General features: G+C 73.2%; 16 protein-coding genes. 7 read left to right on the top strand and 9 right to left on the bottom strand.

Going from position 1 to position 22026, the window contains the following annotated elements; genetic code table 11:
• The first annotated feature begins 5 nt into the window (after positions 1-5).
• Both ACFOW4_RS17105 and ACFOW4_RS17100 read left to right on the top strand, forming a co-directional pair.
• Complete coding sequence (locus tag ACFOW4_RS17105) at positions 6-863, top strand: carbohydrate ABC transporter permease (protein ID WP_377528798.1); 858 nt, start codon at positions 6-8, stop codon at positions 861-863.
• Positions 864-898: 35 nt separating this feature from the next.
• Positions 899-1885 carry a glycoside hydrolase family 43 protein gene (locus tag ACFOW4_RS17100; protein WP_377528797.1) on the top strand — a complete coding sequence of 329 codons (987 nt, stop codon included), beginning with the start codon at positions 899-901 and terminating at the stop codon, positions 1883-1885.
• 142 nt (positions 1886-2027) lie between these two features.
• Here ACFOW4_RS17100 and ACFOW4_RS17095 read toward each other — a convergent pair whose 3' ends face one another.
• Positions 2028-3518: an amino acid permease gene (locus ACFOW4_RS17095; RefSeq protein ID WP_377528795.1), complete on the bottom strand. Its 1491-nt coding sequence runs from the start codon at positions 3516-3518 to the stop codon at positions 2028-2030.
• 318 nt (positions 3519-3836) lie between these two features.
• Between ACFOW4_RS17095 and ACFOW4_RS17090 the strand changes: the two genes are divergently transcribed.
• Together ACFOW4_RS17090 and ACFOW4_RS17085 are read left to right on the top strand one after the other, a co-directional pair.
• Positions 3837-5498 (top strand): family 10 glycosylhydrolase, encoded by a 1662-nt coding sequence (locus ACFOW4_RS17090; RefSeq protein ID WP_377528793.1) that lies wholly within the window; start codon positions 3837-3839, stop codon positions 5496-5498.
• Between the two features lie 181 nt (positions 5499-5679).
• On the top strand, positions 5680-6216 hold the full coding sequence (locus ACFOW4_RS17085) for a phospholipase (protein ID WP_377528791.1): 537 nt from the start codon (positions 5680-5682) through the stop codon (positions 6214-6216).
• 93 nt (positions 6217-6309) lie between these two features.
• Here ACFOW4_RS17085 and ACFOW4_RS17080 read toward each other — a convergent pair whose 3' ends face one another.
• Both ACFOW4_RS17080 and ACFOW4_RS17075 read right to left on the bottom strand, forming a co-directional pair.
• Positions 6310-9159, bottom strand: coding sequence for an ATP-binding protein (locus tag ACFOW4_RS17080; RefSeq protein ID WP_377528790.1), 2850 nt, complete (start codon positions 9157-9159; stop codon positions 6310-6312).
• A gap of 153 nt (positions 9160-9312) precedes the next feature.
• A complete protein-coding gene (locus ACFOW4_RS17075; protein WP_377528788.1) occupies positions 9313-9534 on the bottom strand; it encodes a zinc ribbon domain-containing protein in 222 nt (73 codons plus the stop codon).
• Positions 9535-9590: 56 nt separating this feature from the next.
• On the opposite strand from ACFOW4_RS17075, the gene ACFOW4_RS17070 reads away from it, so the two are divergent.
• The 3 genes from ACFOW4_RS17070 (at position 9591) to ACFOW4_RS17060 (ending at position 15352) form a co-directional block, all read left to right on the top strand.
• Positions 9591-10892 (top strand): lytic murein transglycosylase, encoded by a 1302-nt coding sequence (locus tag ACFOW4_RS17070; RefSeq protein WP_377528899.1) that lies wholly within the window; start codon positions 9591-9593, stop codon positions 10890-10892.
• Positions 10893-10964: 72 nt separating this feature from the next.
• Complete coding sequence (locus tag ACFOW4_RS17065; protein WP_377528897.1) at positions 10965-11981, top strand: GNAT family N-acetyltransferase; 1017 nt, start codon at positions 10965-10967, stop codon at positions 11979-11981.
• 92 nt (positions 11982-12073) lie between these two features.
• Positions 12074-15352: a lamin tail domain-containing protein gene (locus ACFOW4_RS17060; RefSeq protein WP_377528787.1), complete on the top strand. Its 3279-nt coding sequence runs from the start codon at positions 12074-12076 to the stop codon at positions 15350-15352.
• Positions 15353-15412: 60 nt separating this feature from the next.
• Here ACFOW4_RS17060 and ACFOW4_RS17055 read toward each other — a convergent pair whose 3' ends face one another.
• The 6 genes from ACFOW4_RS17055 to ACFOW4_RS17030 form a co-directional block, all read right to left on the bottom strand.
• The gene (locus ACFOW4_RS17055) at positions 15413-15931 is read right to left on the bottom strand and encodes a helix-turn-helix transcriptional regulator (protein ID WP_377528785.1); all 519 of its coding nucleotides are present in this window, start codon (positions 15929-15931) and stop codon (positions 15413-15415) included.
• 259 nt (positions 15932-16190) lie between these two features.
• A complete protein-coding gene (gene hemB / locus ACFOW4_RS17050) occupies positions 16191-17174 on the bottom strand; it encodes a porphobilinogen synthase (RefSeq protein WP_377528783.1) in 984 nt (327 codons plus the stop codon).
• 21 nt (positions 17175-17195) lie between these two features.
• Positions 17196-18776 carry a uroporphyrinogen-III synthase gene (locus ACFOW4_RS17045; RefSeq protein WP_377528781.1) on the bottom strand — a complete coding sequence of 527 codons (1581 nt, stop codon included), beginning with the start codon at positions 18774-18776 and terminating at the stop codon, positions 17196-17198.
• Positions 18773-19741: a hydroxymethylbilane synthase gene (gene hemC / locus ACFOW4_RS17040; protein ID WP_377528780.1), complete on the bottom strand. Its 969-nt coding sequence runs from the start codon at positions 19739-19741 to the stop codon at positions 18773-18775. The genes ACFOW4_RS17045 and hemC overlap by 4 nt, the downstream gene beginning before the upstream one ends.
• The gene (locus ACFOW4_RS17035) at positions 19738-21162 is read right to left on the bottom strand and encodes a glutamyl-tRNA reductase (protein ID WP_377528778.1); all 1425 of its coding nucleotides are present in this window, start codon (positions 21160-21162) and stop codon (positions 19738-19740) included. The genes hemC and ACFOW4_RS17035 overlap by 4 nt, the downstream gene beginning before the upstream one ends.
• Positions 21159-21929, bottom strand: coding sequence for a redox-sensing transcriptional repressor Rex (locus ACFOW4_RS17030; protein ID WP_377528776.1), 771 nt, complete (start codon positions 21927-21929; stop codon positions 21159-21161). Before ACFOW4_RS17030 ends, ACFOW4_RS17035 begins: the two co-directional genes overlap by 4 nt.
• Between the last annotated feature and the right edge of the window lie 97 nt (positions 21930-22026).

Below are 22026 nucleotides of genomic sequence, written 5' to 3'. Positions count from 1 at the left end.
CCGCCATGACGACGACGCCTACGCGGGACGCCCGCGGTTCCGCGACCGCGAGCCGGGTCGTGCTCTACGCCACCCTGGTGGCGCTGGCCCTGATCTTCCTGACCCCGCTGGTGTGGATGGTCATCACCTCGCTGAAGACCTACACCGCCGCCCAGCAGATCCCGCCGAGCTGGTTGCCGAACCCGATTGCGGGCTACGGCTACGAGCAGATCCTGAACAACACGGCGAACCCGGTGCTGCGCTGGTTCCTCAACAGCATGCTGGCCGCCACGCTGCACTCGCTGCTGGTCCTGGTGACCGCCTCGATGGCCGCGTACGCGCTGGCCCGGATGAAGTTCCGCGGGCGCGGGGTGACCTTCGCGCTGATCGTCGGGACGCTGTTCATCCCGCCGACCTCGCTGATCATCCCGAACTTCCTGATCGTCGACCAGCTCAACTGGATCGACACCCTCACCGTGGTGATCGTGCCCGGTGCGGCCAGCGCGTTCGGGGTGTTCTTCCTGCGGCAGTTCTTCATCTCGCTGCCGAACGAGCTGGAGGAGGCCGCCATCCTGGACGGCGCCAACCAGTGGCAGATCTTCTACAAGGTGGTGCTGCCGCTGTCCAAGCCGGCGCTGGCCACCCTGGCGGTGCTGTCGTTCCTGACCAACTGGAACGACTTCCTCTGGCCGATCTTCGTGCTGTTCAGCCCGGACCAGCTGACCCTGCCGCCAGGCCTGGGCCTGCTCCAGGGCTCGTACGTCACGGACTACCCCGTGATCATGGCGGGCGCGGTGCTGGCCAGTGTGCCGGTGCTGATCCTGTTCGTCTTCGCGCAGCGGCACATCATCCAGGGCGTCTCGCGCAGCGGCCTGAAGGGATGACGGCCGGAAAACTCCGGCGAGCTGGTGCGGCAGCGATGGTGATCGCTGCCGCACTTCTCGTCGGCGGCTGCGCCGACGGCGACGAGCCCACCCCCACGAGCAGCGGGAGCGACCCGAGCATGTTCACCAACCCGGTCGTCAAGACCGACGCCCCCGACCCGCAGGCGATCCGGGTGGGCGACACCTGGTACCTGTTCCACACCAACGCCGGCGGCCGCAACGTCCCGGTGCTCACCTCATCGGACCTGGTCGACTGGACCGAGGCCGGGGACGCCCTGCCGGTGCTGCCGGACTGGGCCGACGCCGGCAAGACCTGGGCGCCGGAGGCGATCCAGCTGGCCCCGGACCGGTTCCTGCTCTACTACACCGTCGCCGGGCGGGAAGCCCGGCGACAGTGCGTCGGGCGGGCGGTCGCCAGCGCGCCGCAGGGGCCGTACCGGGACGACTCGGACGGCCCGCTGATCTGCCAGGCCGAACTGGGCGGGGCGATCGACGCCAGCCCGTTCCGGGACACCGACGGCACCCTCTGGCTGCTGTGGAAGAACGACGGCAACGCCATCGGCGTGGACACCTGGCTCTGGTCGCAGCGCCTCTCCGACGACGGCCTGACCCTGGTCGGCGAGCCGACCAAGCTGCTCAAGCAGACCGAGCCGTGGGAGGGCACCCTGATCGAGGGGCCGTTCTTCCACCGCCAGGACGGCCGGCTGTACCTGTTCTTCGCGGCGAACGCCTACGACCGGGCCGAGTACGCCGAGGGCTACGCGGTCTGCGAGAGCCCGACCGGGCCCTGCGTGAAGGCGGCCGAGAACCCGATCCTGAAGAGCAACGAGGCCGCCTCCGGCCCCGGCCACGCCTCGATGGTGGTCAAGGACGACAGGACCTGGCTGCTCTACCACGCCTGGCCGCCCGGCCAGGAGGGCACGACCGACCCGGGCCGCCAGCTCTGGCTCGACGAGGTCATCTGGGAGAACGGCAAGCCGGTCGTCAAGGGCCCGACGGCAGAGCCACAGAAGAAGCCCTGACCAAGGACTCTCCGAAGGCCGAACAGCCGGGGGAGACACCGACAGCGCGGCACCCGACACGATCGGGTGCCGCGCTGTCGCGTACACGAAGAGGAAGCGCGACCGACCCACGGCCCGCGACCACCGAAACCCCACTCAGCGATCACACGGCGGCAGACTCAGGTTCCGGCGAGGAGGCCCGCCGGGCCAGCCGGTTGCGGCGGTGGCCGTAGCCGAAGTAGATCAGGCCGCCGAGCAGCATCCAGATCAGGAACCGGATCCAGGTCTCCACCGACAGGTTGAGCATCAGGTAGAGGCAGGCCAGCGCCGAGACGATCGGCAGCACCGGGGAGAACGGCACCCGGAACGGCCGGTCCAGGTCGGGCCGCTTGCGACGCAGGATCGGCACCGCCACGGAGACCAGCACGAACGCGCAGAGTGCGCCGATGCTGACCAGGTCGGCCAGGGCGGACAGCGGGAGGAAGCCGGCCAGCAGCGCCACCGCGGCGGTCATGACCGCGGAGATCCGGTACGGGGTGCCCCAGCGCGGGTGCACCGCGGCGATCGACGGCGGGATCAGCCCGTCCCGGGCGATGGCGAAGCCGATCCGGCCCATCGCCACCAGGTCGACCAGGATGACGCTGGTCAGGCCGGCGACCGCGGCGATGGAGACGAGCACGGCCGCCCAGCCGGCGCCGACCGACTCGAAGGCCGAGGCGATCGGGGCGCCCCGGTCGATCTCGGTGTACGGCAGCATGCCCACCACCACCAGCGAGACGCCGATGTAGAGCACGGTCGAGATCAGCAGCGTGCCGAGCAGACCCAGGGTCAGGTCGCGGCGCGGCTTGCGGGTCTCCTCACCCATGTTGGCCACGGCCTCGAAGCCGGTGTACGCGAAGAAGACCACGGCGGCGGCGCTGAGCACACCGACGAACCCGAAGACGGACGGTTCCAGCCCGAACAGCGCCTGCGTGACCGGCTGCTTGATGCCGTCGTCGCCTGCACCGGCGGGCTCGGCCGGCGGGACGAACGGGCTGAGGTTGGCGGCCTTGATGAAGAACAGCCCGGCGACCACCACGAAGACGCAGATGGCCACCTTGACCAGGACCAGCAGGTTGGTGATCCGGGCGGACTCGCGGACGCCGATGATCGCCACGACGCCGAGGATCAGCACGATGGCGATCGCGCCGATGTTGACCGTGCTGCCCTCCTCGCCGAACCACCGGGTCGGCAGGTCGAGCAGCTCGGCCAGGTAGCCGGACCAGCCGCGGGCCACCACGGCCGCGCCGAGCGCGAACTCCAGCAGCAGGTCCCAGCCGATGATCCAGGCGACGATCTCGCCCATCGTGGCGTACGCGTAGGTGTAGGCGCTGCCGGCGGTCGGCACGCTGGAGGCCAGCTCGGCGTAGCAGAGCGCCGCGAGCAGCGCGACCACGCCGGCGATGGCGAAGGAGATCACCACGCCCGGGCCGGCGCTGTCCCGGGCCTCGATCCCGGTCAGCGTGAAGATGCCGGTACCGATCACGATGCCGATGCCGAAGCCGGTGAGGTCGACGGCACCGAGTCGCTTCCTCAGCCCCGGCCCACCGTCGGTGCCGTCCGCCTCGCTCTGGGCTATCACGTCCTTGATCGGTTTGGTACGCAGCACGGACACCCGTTCACCCCTTCCCACCGTGCGACCACCATCGCGGCGGCCGGTGACCGGCGTTGCTACCCATCACGGATCGCCGCCAACCGTCACGCTTCATGCCGATCTGGTCACGACGGAAAGTGCGATCGCGGTCACTGGCTGCATTGGGACGATCGGGTGCGGACCGTCCGAACCCGCAGTGGGGGAATCGATCGGGTGCAGACCCTTGCGGGACGGTGCCGAGTGTGAAAATTTCCTACCAGCGGCAGATAGCCTACGGCGAATCTTGCCGGGAGCGCCGCGAGAACCTGCCACGGGAGCCCCAACGGAGGGACACACCGCATGAAGGCACCTCGGCTCGGAGCCGCCGGGCTGGTCGCAGCCCTGCTCGGCGCGCTCGTCGCCGCCACCCCCGCGAGCGCCGCGCCCGACGCGGCCGACACCACCCCGACCGCCAGCTGCACCACCGACCCGGCCGTGCCGAAGCGGCAGTTCCGGGCGATGTGGATCTCCTCGGTCGTGAACATCGACTGGCCCAGCAAGGCGTCGCAGAGCAGCCCGGACCGGATCGCCGCCCAGCAGGCCGAGTACCGCGGCCTGCTCGACCTCGCCGAGCGGCTGAACCACAACGCCGTCGTCGTGCAGGTCCGGCCGACCGCCGACGCCCTCTGGCCGTCGCCGTACGAGCCCTGGTCGGAGTACCTGACCGGAGTACGCGGCCAGGACCCGGGCTGGGACCCGCTGGCCTTCCTGGTCGAGGAGTCGCACAAGCGCAACCTGGAGTTCCACGCCTGGTTCAACCCGTACCGCGTCTCCATGCCGGCCCCCGGCGGCGCCGGCGCCGACCTCAACCTGCTCGCCCCCGGCCACCCGGCCCGGCAGCACCCCGACTGGACCTTCGCCTACCCGCCGGCCGGGGTGGCCGGCAGCCGGCTCTACTACAACCCCGGCATCCCGGAGGTCCGCGAGTTCGTGCAGACCGCGATGATGGACGCCGTCAGCCGGTACGACATCGACGGTGTGCACTTCGACGACTACTTCTACCCGTACCCCAGCGGCACCCACCAGGTGCCGGACGACGCCACCTTCGCCGCGTACCACCGGGGCTTCACCGACAAGGCCGACTGGCGGCGGGACAACATCAACCTGCTGATCCAGGAGATGAACGCGCGGATCAAGGCGGCCAAGCCCTGGGTGAAGTTCGGGGTCAGCCCGTTCGGCATCTGGCGTAACAAGGCCGCCGACCCGCTCGGCTCGGACACCACCGGCAGCCAGTCGTACGACATCATCTCCGCCGACACCCGCACGTGGGTCAAGCAGGAGTGGATCGACTACGTGGTGCCGCAGCTCTACTGGTACATCGGCCAGTACCCGGCGGCGGACTACGCGCGGCTGGTGCCGTGGTGGGCGGAGACCGTGCGCGGCACCCGGGTGCAGCTCTACATCGGCCAGGCCGACTACAAGAGCGGCGATCCGGCGTACGGACCGTTCTGGCAGAACCCGCGCGAGCTGTCCGACCACCTGACGCTCAACCGGTCGTACCCCGAGGTGCAGGGCAACGTGCACTTCTCCGCGGTGCAGGTGCGGGCCAACCGGCTCGGCGCCACCGACATCTACGCCGCCGAGCACTACTCCCGCCCGGCACTCGTACCGGCCATGCCGCACCTGCCGGCCAAGCCGCTGCTCTTCCCCGTGGTGACCGGTACCGAGCGGCAGGCCGACGGCGTACGGGTGACCTGGCGGCAGCCCGCCGACGGCGCCGGCCCGCTGGGCACCGCCACGTCGTACGCGATCTACCGCTTCGACGGCACGACGCTGCCCGGTCGGTGCGCCACCGCTGACGCGGCGCACCTGGTCGACACCGTCCGGGCCACGCCCGGCGCGGTGCAGTCCTGGGTGGACCGCACGGCCGAGCACGGCCAGCGGTACACCTACCTGGTGACCACGCTGGACCGGCTGTCCAACGAGAGCCCGGCCAGCCCGCCGGCCTTCGTTCTGCGCTGACCGTACGACCCTCTCCGAATGCCCCGGGTGCACCCCGCACCCGGGGCATTCGTCTGTTTCGACGCATGTCACCAATAGTTGGCGAGACACATACCGACAAGTTGATCAGTTGATCGAGACTTGTCGAATCCCGGTAACCCGCCGGTAACTTCCGTCCCGCTCACCCCCGCGGAGGTAACCCGTGCCCCGACGTCTCGCCACCCTGCTCGCCTCGGGCGCGCTCGCGCTGCTCGCCACGCTCGCCATCGCCTCCCCCGCCGCCGCCGTCACCCCCGAACAGCGGCTCTCGGTGCTGTCCAGCTGGACCCAGACCAGCGCGACCAGCTACAACTCCTGGAGTTCCGCCCGACTCAACCGGGCCGCCTGGGCCGACTACGCCTTCAACTGGTCCACCGACTACTGCTCGTCCAGCCCGGACAACCCGCTCGGCTTCACCTTCAACCTCTCCTGCTACCGGCACGACTTCGGCTACCGCAACTACAAGGCGGTCGGCCAGTTTCCGGCCAACAAGTCCCGGGTGGACAGTGCCTTCTACGCCGACCTGAAGCGGGTGTGCGCCACCTACAACGTGGTCGTCCGGCCGGCCTGCTACAGCCTGGCCTGGACCTACTACCAGGCGGTCGACATCTTCGGGACCGTCGCAGCCGTGCAGCAGGCCGACATCGACCGGGCCGCCCGCATGAAGGCCGACGCGGAACGCCGCGCCGCCCGCTCCTGACCCCACCCCACCTCGGCATTGATCATGAGGTTGGCGGCGATTTCGGTCTCCACCACTGCCGTCAACCTCATGATCAACGGGGGTGGGCTGGGGTCAGGCTCGTTCGGTGCGGGTGGCGGGGTGGCGGTCGGGGTCGGGGTCGGCCGGACGGCGTGGGGCCGGCCGGGGGGACAGGCCGGTGCTGAAGCGGGTCGAATCCGCCGCCAGGTCCGGGTGCTCCACGTCGAGCGCGAGCCCGGCGGCCTCCTCCAACCCCAGCTCCGCACCCTCGCCGTACGCCTCGTCGAAGGCCGCATCGCCGAGTACGCCGCGCAGCTCCGCCTGCCGATCCGCCCAGTAGCCGCCGTAGATGCCCGGGGTGGACCGCATGCTGGCCCGGGTCGCCTGTGCCGCGCCGAACAGCCGCGCGGCGGTCAGCGGATCCCCGCCGATCGCGCAGCGCACCGCGATCGCGTTGAGCGTGTCGCAGGCCCGGCCGTGGTAGCCGTGGCTCATCCGGGAGCGCAGCGCCACCAGCAGGTGCTCGTGCGCGGCGATCACGTCGCCGCGGGCCAGTGCGACCATGCCGAGCAGCATGTCCACCGAGCGCCGACCCCGCTCCACCGGCCGGACCGCCTCCACCGGTCGGGCCGCGCCGAGCAGGTCGGCCGCCTCCTCCAGCGCGCCCCGCCGCCACAGCAGCTCGGCCAGGCTGAACACGGCGAACAGCGCCTCGCCGACCACGTCCTGCTCGTGCGCCCAGTCGATCACCTCGCGGCACACCCGCTCGGCCTCGGTGAACTGCCCCATGTCGATCAGCGGCGCCGCCCGACCGGCGAGCACCCGGGCCAGCAGCCCGGCATCCCCGGCCTGCCGGGCCGCCGCCTCGGCCCGCTGGGAGAAGCGCAGCTCCTCGGCGAACTCACCGTCCGCGCCGGCGTGCAGCGAGTGCATGTGGTACGCCGCCGCCAGCTCCCCCTCCGGGATCCGCTCGCCGGTCTCGGCGATCCGCCCGTACAGCCGGAACAGCCAGAGCCGCCCCTCCCGGGCCAGCCCCCGCTCGCGCCACCACTGGTCCAGCCCGCCGGCGAGCCCCAGGCCCGCCCGGGCGCTACCCCCGGTGGCGCACCAGCGCAGCGCGGCGCGCAGCTCCCCGGCCAGCGGGTCGAGGGCGTAGAGCGACAGGGTCACCGGGCGGCCGTCCGGGCCCAGGTGGGCCCGTTCCAGGGCGTGCGCCGACCAGGCCACGTGCCGGTTGCGGGCGGCCTGTTCCTCGCCCGCCTCGGCCAGCCGCCGGGCGGCGTACGCCCGGATCGGGTCGAGCATCCGGTAGGTGCTGCCCGCGGCGCGCGGCTCGGCCAGCACCATCGACTTGTCCACCAGCACCGAGAGCGGATCCAGCGGGTCGTCACCGAGCAGCCACTCCACCGTCGCCAGGTCGACCGGCCCGGCGAAGACCGCCATCCAGCGCAGCAGCCGGCTCGCGCGCGGCCCCAACGTCCGGTACGACCAGGTGACGGTGGCCTGCATGGTCAGGTGCCGTTCGGTCGCCGAGCGCTGCACGGCCCGGCTCGCCGGGGTGGGCGGCGTCGCCCCGGCAGCGGCGGCGACCAGGTCCACGGTGTCCTGCTGGTTGCCCGACCAGCCGCGCTCCACCGGCGGCGGCTCCGGGTCCTCGCGGCCGGCGTCCAGCGTGCCGAGCACGTCGTCGAGCCGCTCGGCGAGCTGCCCGACCGAGAGCACCCGCAGCCGGGCGGCGGCCAGCTCGATGGCGAGCGGCAACCCGTCCAGCCGCTGCACCACCCGCCGCAGGTCGGTCGACTCGGCCGGGTCCGGTTGCCGGCCACCCCGGGCCGCCGCGGTGCGGTCCAGCAGCAGCGCCACCGCGTCGCTCTCCGCGCCGTCCGGGCGCGGGTCGACCGAGAGCGGCGGGATCCGCCACACCACCTCGCCGGGCAGGCCGAACGACTCCCTGCTGGTCGCCAGCACCCGGACTCCACCGCCGCCGGAGAGCAGCCGGGCGATGACCTCCGCGCAGGCCGACGGCTGGGAGTCGCAGGTGTCCAGTACGACCAGCATCTGCCGGCCGGCCGCGTACTCGACGAGGGTGTCCAGCATCGGCCGGCCCGGCTCCGGCCGCATTCCGAGTACGGCGGCGATGGCGAACGCCACCAGCCCCGGATCGGTCACCGCGGCGATGTCGACGAACCACACCCCGTCCGGGTACGCCTCGACCACCCCGCTGGCCAGCTCCACCGCGAGTCGGGTCTTGCCGGCGCCGCCCGCGCCGAGCACCGTGACCAACCGGTGTTCCTGCACCAGGCGGTGCAGCTCGGCCCGCTCGGCCTCCCGGCCGACGAACGAAGTGGCCTGGGTCGGCAGGTTGTGCGCGACCGCGTCGGCGGTGCGCGGTCGCGGGAACTGCCGCTCCAGACCGGGGGCGACCAGCTGGAAGAGCCGTTCCCGGTCGTCGAAGCCGCGTAGCCGGTGCAGGCCGAGGTCGAGCAGGGTCGCCCCGGGCGGCAGCGGCGCCGCGCGGCGCGCGGTGGACGCCGAGCAGAGCACCTGCCCACCGTGCGCGGCGGCGGCGACCCGGGCCGCCCGGTGCACCTCGGGGCTGGCGTACTCGCCGTCGCGCGGCTCGGCGTAGCCGGTGTGCAGGCCCATCCGGACCCGGGGCGTGGCGTCCGGGGTGGGCCAGTCGTGGTCGGCCAGCGCCCGTTGTGCCGTCAGGCAGGCGGTCAGCGCCGCCGCCGCGTCGTCGAAGGCCAGGAAGAACGAGTCGCCCTCGGTCAGCAGCTCCGCGCCGCCGGTGGCGGCGAGCGTGCGGCGCAGCAGCCGGCGGTGCTCGCTCAGCACCGGGCGGTAGTCCGGCCCGAGCAGCTGGGCCAGCCGGGTCGAGCCCTCGATGTCGGTGAACACGAAGGTCACCCACCCGCTCGGGAGCTGGATCCGTGGCGACATGCGTCGAACCTCCGCCCGTGACGTCGGGTCCATGCTGCCTGAATCCGAGCGATCACGCATCGTGAGAACGGTCGGGCAGGTGCCGCCTCAAGGTGCCACTCAGGCCCGCTCGCGGCAAGGCCGGCCCGCCGGGCGGTGCTGCCGACCGGCCGGTCAGCAGCCGCACGCTCCACCGCAGCAGCCGCCGCCGGCGGGCGCCGGGGCACCGCCGCCGGAGCCGCCCGCGCCCCGGCCGGTGACCGCGACGGCGGAGAGCAGCTTGACCGTGTCGGCGTGCCCCTGTGGGCAGGTGGCCGGCTCGCCGGCCGCCGCCATCGGACGGTTGACCTCGAAGGTGTCGCCGCAGGCGCGGCAGCGGAACTCGTACCGTGGCATGGCAACAGGGTACGTGCGGGCCTGACGCTCGGCGGGGCATGGGTGATACTCGACGGGTGGTGGACGGCGACGACAAGACCCGGGTGCGACCGCTTCGACCGGCCGCGCCGATGGACGGGCCGCTCGCGGAGTCCGGCGCGGCGCCCGACCCGGCGCCGCGAGGCCTGCCCCGCCCCCGCCGGCCCTGGCTGAGCTCGGAAACGCCCGGGCCCGAAAATCCGCAGACTCCCGCCAACAGCGCCACGGTTGACCCCACCGCCGACGCCCCCGCTGCCGGCGACACCGCGACCACTGTGGCCGCCGGGACGACCGACGACACCACAGCCGCCGCCGCGGCCGTGGCCGGCGACGCCCCGGCCACCACGGAGACCAAGGTGGACGGTGCGCCCGTCGCGCCGGCCGCCGACGCCGCCCGTCGCCGCCGACGGGTGCCGTTCGCGCACGCGGTACGGCTGCCGCCGCCGCGCCAGGCGACGGCGACCGCGGTCCGGGCGACCCGGGCCTGGGCCCGCCGACCCAGCGGCCGTCTCACCCTGCCCGGGGTCTTCCTGCTCGCCCTGGTGGCGGCGACCGCCGCGGCGGGAGCCCTGCTCGTCCCGGCGGCCGTGCGCGCGCCCCGGCCGGTCGCCGTGGACGCCTCGGTCGCCCCGACCACGGCCGGCGGGCCGCTGGCGCCGTCCGGCCCGCTCGGCGGGGTACCCCTGCCCACCGGGCCGCTGCCGACCGGTCCGCTGCCCACCGGCGGGATGACCACCGGTCCGGCGGGCGGGCCGGTGCTCGGTGGACGCCCCGCGGACGCGCTCGCCGGGTGGGCTCAGCAGGTCAGCGCCAAGGTCGGCATCCCGGCGGTGGCCATGCAGGCGTACGGCTACGCCGAGCTGGTGCTCGCCCAAACCAACCGCAGCTGCGCGCTGAGCTGGACCACGCTGGCCGCGATCGGCCAGGTCGAGTCCGGGCACGGCACCGCCAACCGTGCCCGACTGGGCCAGGACGGCAAGGCCCTCCCGCCGATCATCGGCCTGCCGCTGGATGGCAAGGACGGCCGGATGCGGATCATCGACACCGACCGGGGGGTGATGGACAAGGACGCCACCTTCGACCACGCGATCGGGCCGATGCAGTTCATCCCCACCACCTGGCAGGAGATCGGCGCGGACGCCGACAACGACGGGGTGAAGGACCCGCACGACCTGGACGACGCCGCCCTGGCCGCGGCGAACTACCTGTGCAAGGGGGGCCGCAACCTGAGCATCCCCGGCGACTGGTGGAACGCCATCCTGTCGTACAACGACGTCCGCCGGTACGCCCAGGACGTCTACGACACCGCGAACCGGTACGGACAGGCCAGCCGCACGTGAAGTGATCGTCCGCATACATTGGAGAACTGGACACTTCCCCCGGGCAACGGTTAGCGGCAAGCTAGACGGGTGATGGTGCGCGAGTGGGACCCCAGGACCGCGTCGTCCGCCGAGATCGCGTCGCTGCTGGACACGCTGAACGCGGTCCTCGCGGCCGATCTGCCGCAGGACCCGCCGTGGCGGGAGAACTCCCTGCGGGAATACCTCGCCGAGGTGATGCCCGGCGAACGGCGGATCTCCTGGGTCGCCCAGGCCGAGCCGACCGCACCCGGAGAGTCGGGCGCGGTCCTCGGGCAGGTCCACGTGCTGCTCCTCGGCGACATCGGGGTGCTGGAGGTGCTGGTGCACCCGTCCGTCCGGCGCACCGGTCTGGGCCGTGACCTGGTGCTGCGCGCGGCCCGCCGGGTCTACCAGGAGGGCTTCCAGTCCATCGGGGTCGAGGTCGTCGGCGACACGCCGGCGGTGGCGTTCTACGAGTCGCTCGGCTTCACCAGGGAGTACGTGGAGACCCGCAGCGTGCTCGACCTGACCACGGTCGACTGGGCCGAGCTGGCCGAGATGGCCACCGGCATCGGTGCCGGCTACCACCTGGAGTTCTACCCGGGCGGCCCGCCGGACGAGCTGATCGACGCGTACGCGCGGGCCAAGGCCGAGGTGCGCGACGTCGACGACGGCGAGCTGCGCCCCAGCTCGTACGACCCGCAGCGGCTGCGCGACAGCCTGGACACCCTGCACCGGCGGGGAATGAAGCCGTACATCGTGCTCGCCCTGCACGAGCAGAGTGGCGAGGTCGCCGGCCTGACCGAGGTGGTGGTGCCGGCGCAGCACCCGACCCGGGCCGACCAGTACGACACGATCGTCGCGCAGGACCACCGGGGCTACGGCATCGACCGGGCGATCAAGGCGCGGATGCTGCTGGAGCTGCGCTCGGCCGAGTCGGAGCTGGTCGAGGTGCAGACCTGGAACGCGCAGGCCAACGAGGCGATGCTCAAGGTCAACGCCGAGCTGGGTTACCGGCCCGACCGCGACTGGTGCGAATACAGCGTCGACGTGGCCGAGCTGGTGCACCGCCTCGACGCGCCGCGCTGAGGAATTCACGAAAGTGTCCGATGGGGGATGGACGCTGGACAGGCGGGCACCTTAACGTGCGTTGACCCCCGTCCACCCATCGTGGAGGCCCTATGCGCCAGCGCCGCACCATCGCCGCGCTCGCGACCGCCACCGCCGCCGTGACCGTCACGGCCCTCGGCGTCGCACCAACCGCGGCCAGCGCCGCGCCCACCGACCTGTTCATCTCGGAGTACGTCGAAGGCTCGTCGAACAACAAGGCGATCGAGCTGTTCAACGGCACCGGCGCCACGGTCGACCTGGCCGCCGCCGGCTACCAGCTCCAGCTGTACTTCAACGGCTCCACCACGGCCACCACGATCGCGCTGACCGGCACGGTCGCCGCGGGCGACGCGTTCGTGTTCGCCAGCGCCTCGGCCGCTCCCGCCGTCCTCGCCCAGGCGGACCAGACCACCGGCGCGAGCCTGTTCAACGGCGACGACGCGATCGTCCTGCGTCGGGGCACCACCGTGCTCGACTCGATCGGCCAGGTCGGCGTCGACCCGGGCACGGAGTGGGGCGCGGGCGCCACAAGCACGGCGGACAACACCCTGCGCCGGCTGCCGACCGTGACCGCCGGCGACACCGATCCGTCCGACGCCTTCGACCCGGCCGCCCAGTGGTCCGGCCTTCCGGTCGACACGTTCGACGGGCTGGGCGCGCACACCGTGGACGGGGGCGGCCCGGTGGACCAGCCGGCCACGCTGACCTGCGGTCCGGCCCTGGTCACCGCGGCGGGCACCGCGGCGACCCGGGAGGTCACCGCGACCGACCCGGACGACACGGTCGTCGACCTGGCGGTCAGCGCGGTCAGCCCGACCCCGGCCACCGGCTCGATCAGCCGCACCGCGCTCACCCCGGCCGACGGGGTGGGGGGCACGGCCCGCGCCACGATCGGCGCGAGCGCCGACCTGGCCGCCGGGGCGTACACCGTCACGGTGACGGCGACCGACGCCGGCGGTGGCACCGCCACCTGCGCGCTCGCCGTGCAGGTGACCCGGGAGCTGACCGTGGGCGAGGTGCAGGGCCCGACCACCGACGCCGAGTCCGGCCCGGCCGACCGGTCCCCGCTCGCGCCCGCGAGCGGCAACGGCACCAGCAGCGCGCTGTACGACGTGCGGGGCGTGATCACCCAGCTCACCCTGGCCCGCACCTCGGCGGGCGCGGAGCAGCGCGGGTTCTTCCTGCAGAGCCGCACCGGCGACACCGACGGCGACCCGACCAGCTCAGACGGCATCTTCGTGTTCATGGGTTCGTTCACCTCGCTGATCGGCGGCTACGTGCCGACGGTCGGCGACGAGGTGTTGCTCCGGGCCCGGGTGTCGGAGTACTTCAACCTCACCCAGCTCTCCGGCGCCTCGCTGGTCCGCAAGGTCGCCTCGGGCGTCGACGTGAACACCGCCGTCCAGGTCACCGACGCGGTGCCACCGGTCGAGCTGACCGAGGCGCGGCGCTGGTGGGAGCGGCACGAGGGCGCCCGGCTGCGGGTGCGGGCGGGCAGCGGCGCGGTCAGCGGCCGGGACGTCTTCTCCTCCACCGCCGACGCCGAGCTGTGGGTGATCGACCGGGACGACCCGCTGCTGAACCGGGCCGACCCGTACGCCCGGCGGGTGTTCCGGGACGCGCACCCGCTGGACAACGACCCGACCCGCCGCTTCGACGACGGCAACGGCCAGCGGGTGCTGCTGGGCAGCATGGGCGTGAAGGGCACCAGCGGGGACAGCACCACGCTGCTGCCGCCGGCGCACACCTTCGACACGCTGCGCGACGACGCCGTCGGCGGCGTCTACTACTCCTTCGAGAAGTACGGCGTGCAGGTGGAGCGGGCCGAGTTCGACGCCGGGGCCGACCCGTCGAAGAACAACCCGCCGAAGCCGGCCGACCGGTCCCAGGAGGTGGCCGTGGCCACCTACAACGTGGAGAACCTCTACGACTACCGGGACGACCCGTTCGACGGCTGCGACTTCGCCGGCAACGCCGGCTGCACGGGGGTCAGCCCGCCGTTCGACTACGTGCCGGCCAGCGAGGCGGACTACCGCGAGCACCTGAACTCGCTCGCCGACCAGATCGCCACCGACCTGCACGCCCCGGACCTGATCCTGGTGCAGGAGGCCGAGGACCAGGACATCTGCGCCGTCTCGGGAACGGCGCTGGCCTGCGGCGACACCAACAACGCCGACGGCGCGCCGGACACCATCCAGGAGCTGGCGCTCGCGGTGGCGGCAGCCGGTGGCCCGGCGTACGCCGCCGCGTACGACCGGACCGGTGCGGACGCCCGCGGCATCACCGCGGCGTTCCTCTACCGCACCGACCGGCTGTCGCTGGCGGAGGCGACCGCGTCCGACCCGCTGCTCGGCTCGGCGCCGACGGTCCAGTACCGGGCACCGGGGCTGCCGGGCAACGCCGACGTGCAGAACCCGAAGGCGCTCAACGCGGTGCTGCCGGCCGACGTGGACACCTCCACCGGCAAGGACGGGAACAACGTCTTCACCCGGGCTCCGCAGCTCGGCAAGTTCACCGTGGCGGCAGCGCCCGGCTCGACCGAGCGGTTCACCCTGTACGCCCTGAGCAACCACTACTCCTCCGGCCCGGACGGCCGGATCGGGCAGCGTCGGGAGCAGGCGGCGTACGGCGCGGCGATCGTCAGCGCGATCGAGGCGGCCGACGCGCACGCCCGGGTGGTCTACGGCGGGGACCTGAACGTGTTCCCCCGCCCAGACGACCCGATCGCCACGGCGGATCGGCCCACCCCGTCGGATCAGCTCGCCCCGCTCTACGAGGCGGGCCTGCACAACCTGTGGGAGAACGTGGTCGCCGACGTGCCGGCCTCCGCGTACTCGTACAGCTTCGAGGGGCAGGCGCAGACGCTGGACCACCTGTTCGTCAACGACGCCCTCTACGCGGACCTGGTGCAGGTGCGGGCGGCGCACATCAACGCCGACTGGCCGGCGGAGTTCACCGGCGACGGCTCGCGCGGCTCCAGCGACCACGACCCGCAGGTGGCCCGGTTCCGCTCCCGGGCGTCGCTGACCGTCGCCGACGCCACGGTGGTCGAGGGCGACCAGGGCACCCGGCAGCTCGCCTTCACCGCCACCGTGTCCCGGCCGCTGTCCCAGCCGGTGCTGCTCTGCGCCGCGACCTACGGCGGCACGGCGCAGGCCGGCTCGGACTTCGAGCCGTACGTGGGCTGCAAGACGCTGGCCGCCGGGCAGACGTCGGTCACCTTCCCGGTGACCGTACGCGGTGACCGGCGGCGAGAGGCCGACGAGACGCTGACGCTGGTGGTGGCGGGTGTGCCGGGCCTGCGCCTGGCCGATCCGCTAGCGACGGGCACCATCGGCAACGACGACTGACGTCACGCGATGCCGACGAGGCCCGCCGATTCGTACCGGATCGGCGGGTCTCGCTCGTTGCTAGGTCAGAATCCCCCGGGAGGGCCACGGCGGCGGGGGCAGGTGCCGGTGTCGGGCCACACGCACCTCCCACTGACTGCGCCGCCGCATCGCGTCCCGAACCGCCCGGTCGCGGTAGAACGTCTCGGGTGGACGGGCCAACCCGTAGACGTCCGCCCACCACTCCCCCGGCTCCGGGTCGAGGATGGTGTCCAGGTGCGACGGGTAACGGCGTTCCGCGCCGTTGCGGGTGTCCTGCCAGTCCCGCATCGGCTTCAGCACCCGGCCGAACTCGTCCACCACAGCCAGCCGACAGCCCACGACACCGATGATGCGCCGGAGCAGGACGATGCTCGGCACCATCCGACCGGCCTCGATCCGGCCGATGGTGGCGTGGTGCACACCCGCCCACCGGGCGAGCTCGCGCTGGCTCAGGTCGGCGCGACGACGGACCGCGCGCACGATGCCGGCCGCCGGCCAAGGCGTGTCGGAGGGCTCGGTGGGCAGGATGGGCTCGGCTGGGGGTGACGAATCGCTCATGCCGCTACCGTCCCGACTGACGCAGCACGTCGCAATCCCGCTTGCCGCGCCTGTGGACAACCAGTTCCCCTGTGGATAACGAGCCGAAGCCGCACCTACCCCACGTCCGCCCCCCTTTGCTCTGCAGTTCGATATGCGCCGGTAGCGGACCGTAACCGTCGCCGTCGTGGGTGCAGAGCAAAGGCGGAGCAGGGTGGTTGGTCGGGGCGGCTGGAGCGTTACGGCTCCGCTGGCCGGGTTCGTCTGACCGCGCCTGGGGTCAGTAGCGCTCGCGCAGGAGCTGAGCGGCCTCGACCGCCCAGTAGGTGAGGATGATCTGGGCGCCGGCCCGCTTGATCGAGGTGAGCGTCTCCAGCATCACCCGTTCCCGGTCGATCCAGCCGTTCGCGGCGGCCGCCTCGACCATCGCGTACTCGCCGGAGACCTGGTAGGCGGCGACCGGTACGTCCACCGCGGCCCGGACCGCCGACACCACGTCGAGGTAGGGCAGCGCCGGCTTGACCATCACCATGTCGGCGCCCTCGGCGATGTCCAGCTCGACCTCGCGCAGCGACTCGCGCAGGTTGGCCGGATCCTGCTGGTAGGTGCGCCGGTCGCCCTCCAGCGCCGACTCCACCGCGTCACGGAAGGGGCCGTAGAACGCCGAGGCGTACTTCACGGCGTACGCCAGCACGGCCACGTCCTGGTGGCCGGCGGCGTCGAGGGCCCGGCGGACCACCCCGACCTGGCCGTCCATCATCCCGGACGGCCCGACCACGCCGACCCCGGCGGCGGCCTGGGCCACCGCCATCTCGGCGTACGCGGCCAGGGTGGCGTCGTTGTCGACGCCGCCGTCGGGGGTGAGCAGCCCGCAGTGCCCGTGCGAGGTGAACTCGTCCAGGCACAGGTCGCTCATCACCACGGTGGCGTCACCGACCTCGGCCACCACGTCCCGGATCGCGACGTTGAGGATGCCGTTCGGGTCGATGCCGCCGGAGCCGGTCGGGTCCCGCCGTTCCGGGACCCCGAAGAGCATGATCCCGCCGACCCCGGCCTGGACCGCCTCGACGGCGGCCTTGCGCAGCGAGTCCCGGGAGTGCTGGAGCACCCCCGGCAGTGACCCGATGGCGCGCGGCTCGGTCAGCCCCTCCTTGACGAACATCGGCACGACCAGCTCGGCCGGGTCGACGCGGGTCTCGGAGACCAGCCGCCGCACGGCGGCGTTGCGACGCAGCCGGCGGGGCCGGATCTCGGGGTACGGCATGAGGGGCCTCCTCGGTGCGGACTACCGGAAGCGGAGGGCGGTCGGCCCCTGCACCTTCGAACCGCGGCGCTGCTTCGCCGGCATGGCGGCGAGCTTCTCGCGCAGTTCAACGGCGTAGGCGGCCAGCGCCTCCACCAGGTCGGGCACCGAGGCGTGCGGCGGCTGGACGTCGACGCGCAGGCCGAACTCCGTCGCGGTCTCCGCCGTCTTGGGCCCAATGACGGCAACAACGGTACGCGCGTGCGGCTTCCCGGCGATGCCAACCAGGTTCCGGACGGTGGAGGACGAGGTGAAGAGCACCGCGTCGAAGCCGCCCGACTTGATCGCGTCCCGGATCTCGGCGGGCGGCGGCGCGGCCCGCACCGTCCGGTACGCGGTCACGTCGTCGACCTCCCAGCCGCGCTCGGTGAGCCCGGCGGCGAGCGTCTCGGTGGCGATGTCGGCGCGGGGCAGCAGCACCCGGCCGACCGGGTCGAGGATCTCGTCGTGCGGCGAGAACTCGGCCAGCAGCCCCTCGGAGGACTGCTCCCCGGCGGGGATCAGCTCCGGCTGGATGCCGAACGCGCGGACCGCGTCGGCGGTCGCCTCGCCGATGCAGGCGATCTTGACGCCGCCGAAGTGCCGGGCGTCCAGGCCGTGCTCGGCGAACTTCTCCCAGACCGCGCGGACCGCGTTCACGGAGGTGAAGATGACCCAGGCGTACCGGCCGTCGACCAGGCCCTTGACGGCCCGCTCCATCTGCGCGGGCGTGCGCGGCGGCTCGACCGCGATGGTCGGCACCTCGCACGGGATGGCGCCGTACGCGCGCAGCCGTGCGCTCATCACGCCGGCCTGCTCCTTGGTCCGCGGTACGAGGACCTTCCAGCCGTACAGCGGGCGGTTCTCCCACCAGCTCAGCTTGTCGCGCTGGCCCACGCCGACACCGATGGTGAGCACCACGCGGCCGGTGAAGCCGAGCGCCGCGGCCACGAAGCTGTCCACGGTCGACGTGGTCGTGTACTGGGTTTCGCCGGTGCCGTCGCCGGTCACCCCGACTCCGGTGGTGCCGTCGACCCCGGCGGCGAGCAGCCCGTCGCGGACGGCGGCGAGGTCACCGGCGTCCACGGCGAGCGCGAGCGAGCCCCGACCGACGGCCGCGGCCAGCGCCTCGAAGTCCAGCGCGGTGACGTCCTCGACGTCGGCGGCGGTGCGGACGCCGGGCAGCGGAACCCCGGCGTAGGTGGCCACGCCCTCGGCCTGACCGACCCCGGGCACCACCTCGAAGTGGGCGGCGGTGCGGGCCACCGCCTGCACCTCCTTGACCACCGAGTCGTGGCCGAACGGGTCGCCGGCGACGAGGTGCACCGCGTTCAGCCCGGAGCGGGCCGCCGAGATCAGCACCTTCGCCACGTCCCCCGGCGCGCCCTCGGCGGGCGTGAACTCGGCGTCCTCCCTGGCCTCCGCGCGCACGACGCTGAGCAGCGACTCGGGGACTCCCCGGTCGTAGATCACCTGGTCGGCGTCAACCAGGGCGTCGTGCGCCCGACGGGTCAGCAGGCCCGGGTCGCCGGGGCCGGCCCCGACGAACGCGATACGGCCGACGGGCTTACGGGTGCGGGTCATTCTGTGCTCCCAAATTGCTGGGTCCCCGGGCCGGTGTGTCCTTCTTGGCCGAGGATCGAGTCGGCGCCGAGTTCGAGGAGTTCGGCGGCGAGTGCCTTACCGATCTCCGCCGCGTCGGCGGGCGTTCCGGTGCGGGACAGCCGGAGGTCACGGGTACCGTCCGGACTGATCACCGCCCCGCGCAGGTAGATCTCCTCGCCGGTGTCGCCCTCGGCGAGTTCCGCATAGGCGGCGACGGGTGCGCTGCACCCGGCCTCCAGGGTGGCCAGGAACGCGCGCTCCGCGATGACCGCGGAACGCGACGGCGCGTGGTCGAGCACCGCGAGCAGCTCGACCAGGTCCTGATCGTCGACCCGGCACTCCACGGCCAGCGCGCCCTGGGCGGGCGCGGGCAGCATCAGCATCGGGTCGAGCGTCTCGGTGATCACGTCGACGCGGCCCAACCGGGCCAGCCCGGCCCGGGCCAGCACGACCGCGTCGAGGTCGGCCTCCGGGCCGAGCACCCGCGCCAGGCGGGTGTCCACGTTGCCGCGGATCGGCGTGACCTCCAGCTGCATGCCGAGCGCGTGCAGCTGGGCGATGCGGCGCAGCGCGCCGGTGCCCACGGTGGCGCCGGGGGCCAGCTCGGTGAGCGTGCGACCGTCCCGGGCGACCAGCGCGTCACGCGGGTCCTGCCGGGTCGGCACCGCCGCGATGTGCAGCCCACCGGCTTCCGCCGTGGGCAGGTCCTTGTAGGAGTGCACCGCGAAGTCGATGGTCCGGGCGGCGAGCGCGTCGCGCAGCGCCGAGACGAACACGCCGACACCCAGCCGGTGCACCGGCGCGCTGGAGCGGTCGCCGGCGGTGACCACCTCGACCAGCTCGACCGGGCGGCCGGTGGCCGCGGTCAGCGCCTCGGCGATCTGGCCGGACTGGGCCATCGCCAGGGCGCTGCCCCGGGTACCGAGACGCAGCGGGGCGGTCATCGCGCACCTCCGGTGGGCGGGGTCAAACCGGCGGCGCCGAACGCCCCGGTCGGGTCGGCGGCGTCGGGCGCCCCGGTGGGGTCCGCGACGCCGAGCAGGGCGGCCGTGTCCGGTGTCACCACGTCGGGGACGGTGTCCACCGGGGAGGTCTGCGGCACCTGGAGGTCGAACAGCTCGCGCAGCAGAGCCGCGTACTGATCGCCGCCGGGCTCCGCGGCGAGTTGACGGACCTTCACGGTGGGCTGGTGCAGCAGCCGCTGCACCACCCGGTGCACCGTGCGGGCGACCTCGGCGCGCTGGTCGTCGCTGAGATCCGGGCGGCGCTGGGTCAGCCGGCGCAGCTCGGCGGTGACCACGTCGTCGGCCCGACCGCGCAGTGCGGCCACGGTGGGCGCCACGTCGGCGCCGCGCAGCCAGGTGAGGAAGCTCTCCACCTCACCGACCACGATCTGCTCGACGGCGGCGGCGTCCGCGGCGACCGGACCGTCGGCCAGCAGCGCCGCCATCCGGTCGATGTCGATCACCTCGACGCCGGGCAGCTCGGCGACGCCCTCCTCGACGTCGCGCGGCACGGCGAGGTCGAGCAGGACCAGCGGCCCGCGGGCCGGGTCGCGGCGGGCCAGCGCCCCGGTGACCACCGCGTGGCTGAGGACCGGTTCGGTGGCCGCGGTGGCGGCCACTACGATGTCCACTGTGGAGAGCGTCGCGGTCAGCTCGGCCATCGGCGCGGCGGTGGCGCCGTACGACTCGGCGAGCCGGACGGCCCGGTCGGCGCCCCGGTTGGTGACGGTGAGCGGGCCGGCGCCCAGCCGGGAGAGGGTGGCCACGCCGAGCGAGCCCATCGCGCCGGCCCCGACGACCAGGGCCGGGCGGCCGGCGAGGTCGCCGTCGAGGTGCCTGGCGGCCAGCTCCAGCGCGGCCGTGACCACGCTCTGGCCGGCCCGGTCGATGCCGGTCTCGGCGTGCGCCCGCTTGCCCACCCGCAGCGCCTGCTGCATCAGCTCGTGCAGCAGCCGGCCGGCGGAGTCGGCGCCGGTGGCCCAGTGGTACGCGTCACGCAGCTGGCCGAGGATCTGCGCCTCGCCGACCACCATCGAGTCCAGCCCGGTGGCGACCCGGAAGACGTGGTCCACGGCGGCCGCGTCGTAGTGCACGTACAGGTGGGGGGCGAGCGCGGGCGGCGCGGTGCCGGCGTGCTCGGCCAGCACGGCGCAGATGTCGCCGAGCCCACCGTGGAAACCGGACACGGCGGCGTAGACCTCCACCCGGTTGCAGGTGGAGACCAGCACCGCCTCGCTGACGTACGGCTGGGCGAGCAGGCGGTCCAGGGTGCGGGTCAGGTCGGCGGGGGGAACCGCCAGCTGCTCCAGCGTGGCGACCGGGGCGGTCCGGTAGGACGCGCCGACGACGAGCAGTTTCACGTGCCGATCGCCTCCTGGGTGTCGGTGGCCGCGAGCCCACCGGGCAGAGCGGTGAGGGCGGACCCGCCGGTGGCGGGGAGCGCGGTCAGCGACGCCTTGCGGTGCTCGTGGAAGGACAGGATCTGCAACTCGATGGCGAGGTCGACCTTGCGCACGTCGACTCCCTCCGGAACCGAGAGTACGCACGGCGCGAAGTTGAGGATGCTCGTCACGCCGACCGCGACCAGATGGTCGGCCACCTGCTGGGCGGCGGCGGCCGGGGTGGCGATCACGCCGATCGCGATCGACTCCTCGACGGCGACCGCCGGCAGCTCGTCGACATGCCGGACCACCAGGCCGTTGATCTCCTCGCCGACCCGGGACGCATCGGCGTCGAGGAGTGCGGCGATGCGGAACCCCCGGCCGGCGAAGCCGTCGTAGCCGGCCAGGGCGTGACCGAGATTACCCACGCCGACCAGGGCGACCGCCCGGCGCTGGGTGAGGCCGAGCACGTTCTCGATCTGCTCGATCAGCAGCGCGACGTCGTAGCCGACCCCCCGGGTGCCGTACGAGCCGAGGTGGGAGAGATCCTTGCGGAGCTTGGCGGAGTTGACCCCGGCGGCGGCGGACAGGCCCTCGCTGGAGACCGTCTCGTGCCCGGCGTCGGCGAGGTTGTGCAGCGCGCGCAGGTATTCCGGGAGACGCGCGACGGTCGCCTCGGGAAGGTCCGGGAGCGCCGGTACGGCACCGGCGCGGCCGGGCACGCCTGGGTGACGGTGCTGACTCATGAGACTCCGTGCGGTGCGATCCTCGGCCAACTCCGCTGGTGGGCCGCTGTGGGACTCCCGCTGGCGACCGAGGTTGCCGGCTGTGCTAGCAGGGCGC

Source organism: Micromonospora sp. GCM10011542, assembly GCF_042650685.1.
Taxonomy (GTDB): Bacteria; Actinomycetota; Actinomycetes; order Mycobacteriales; family Micromonosporaceae; genus Micromonospora.
Note: the sequence above shows the minus strand (reverse complement) of the source record. Positions and strands in the feature narration are given on the sequence as shown.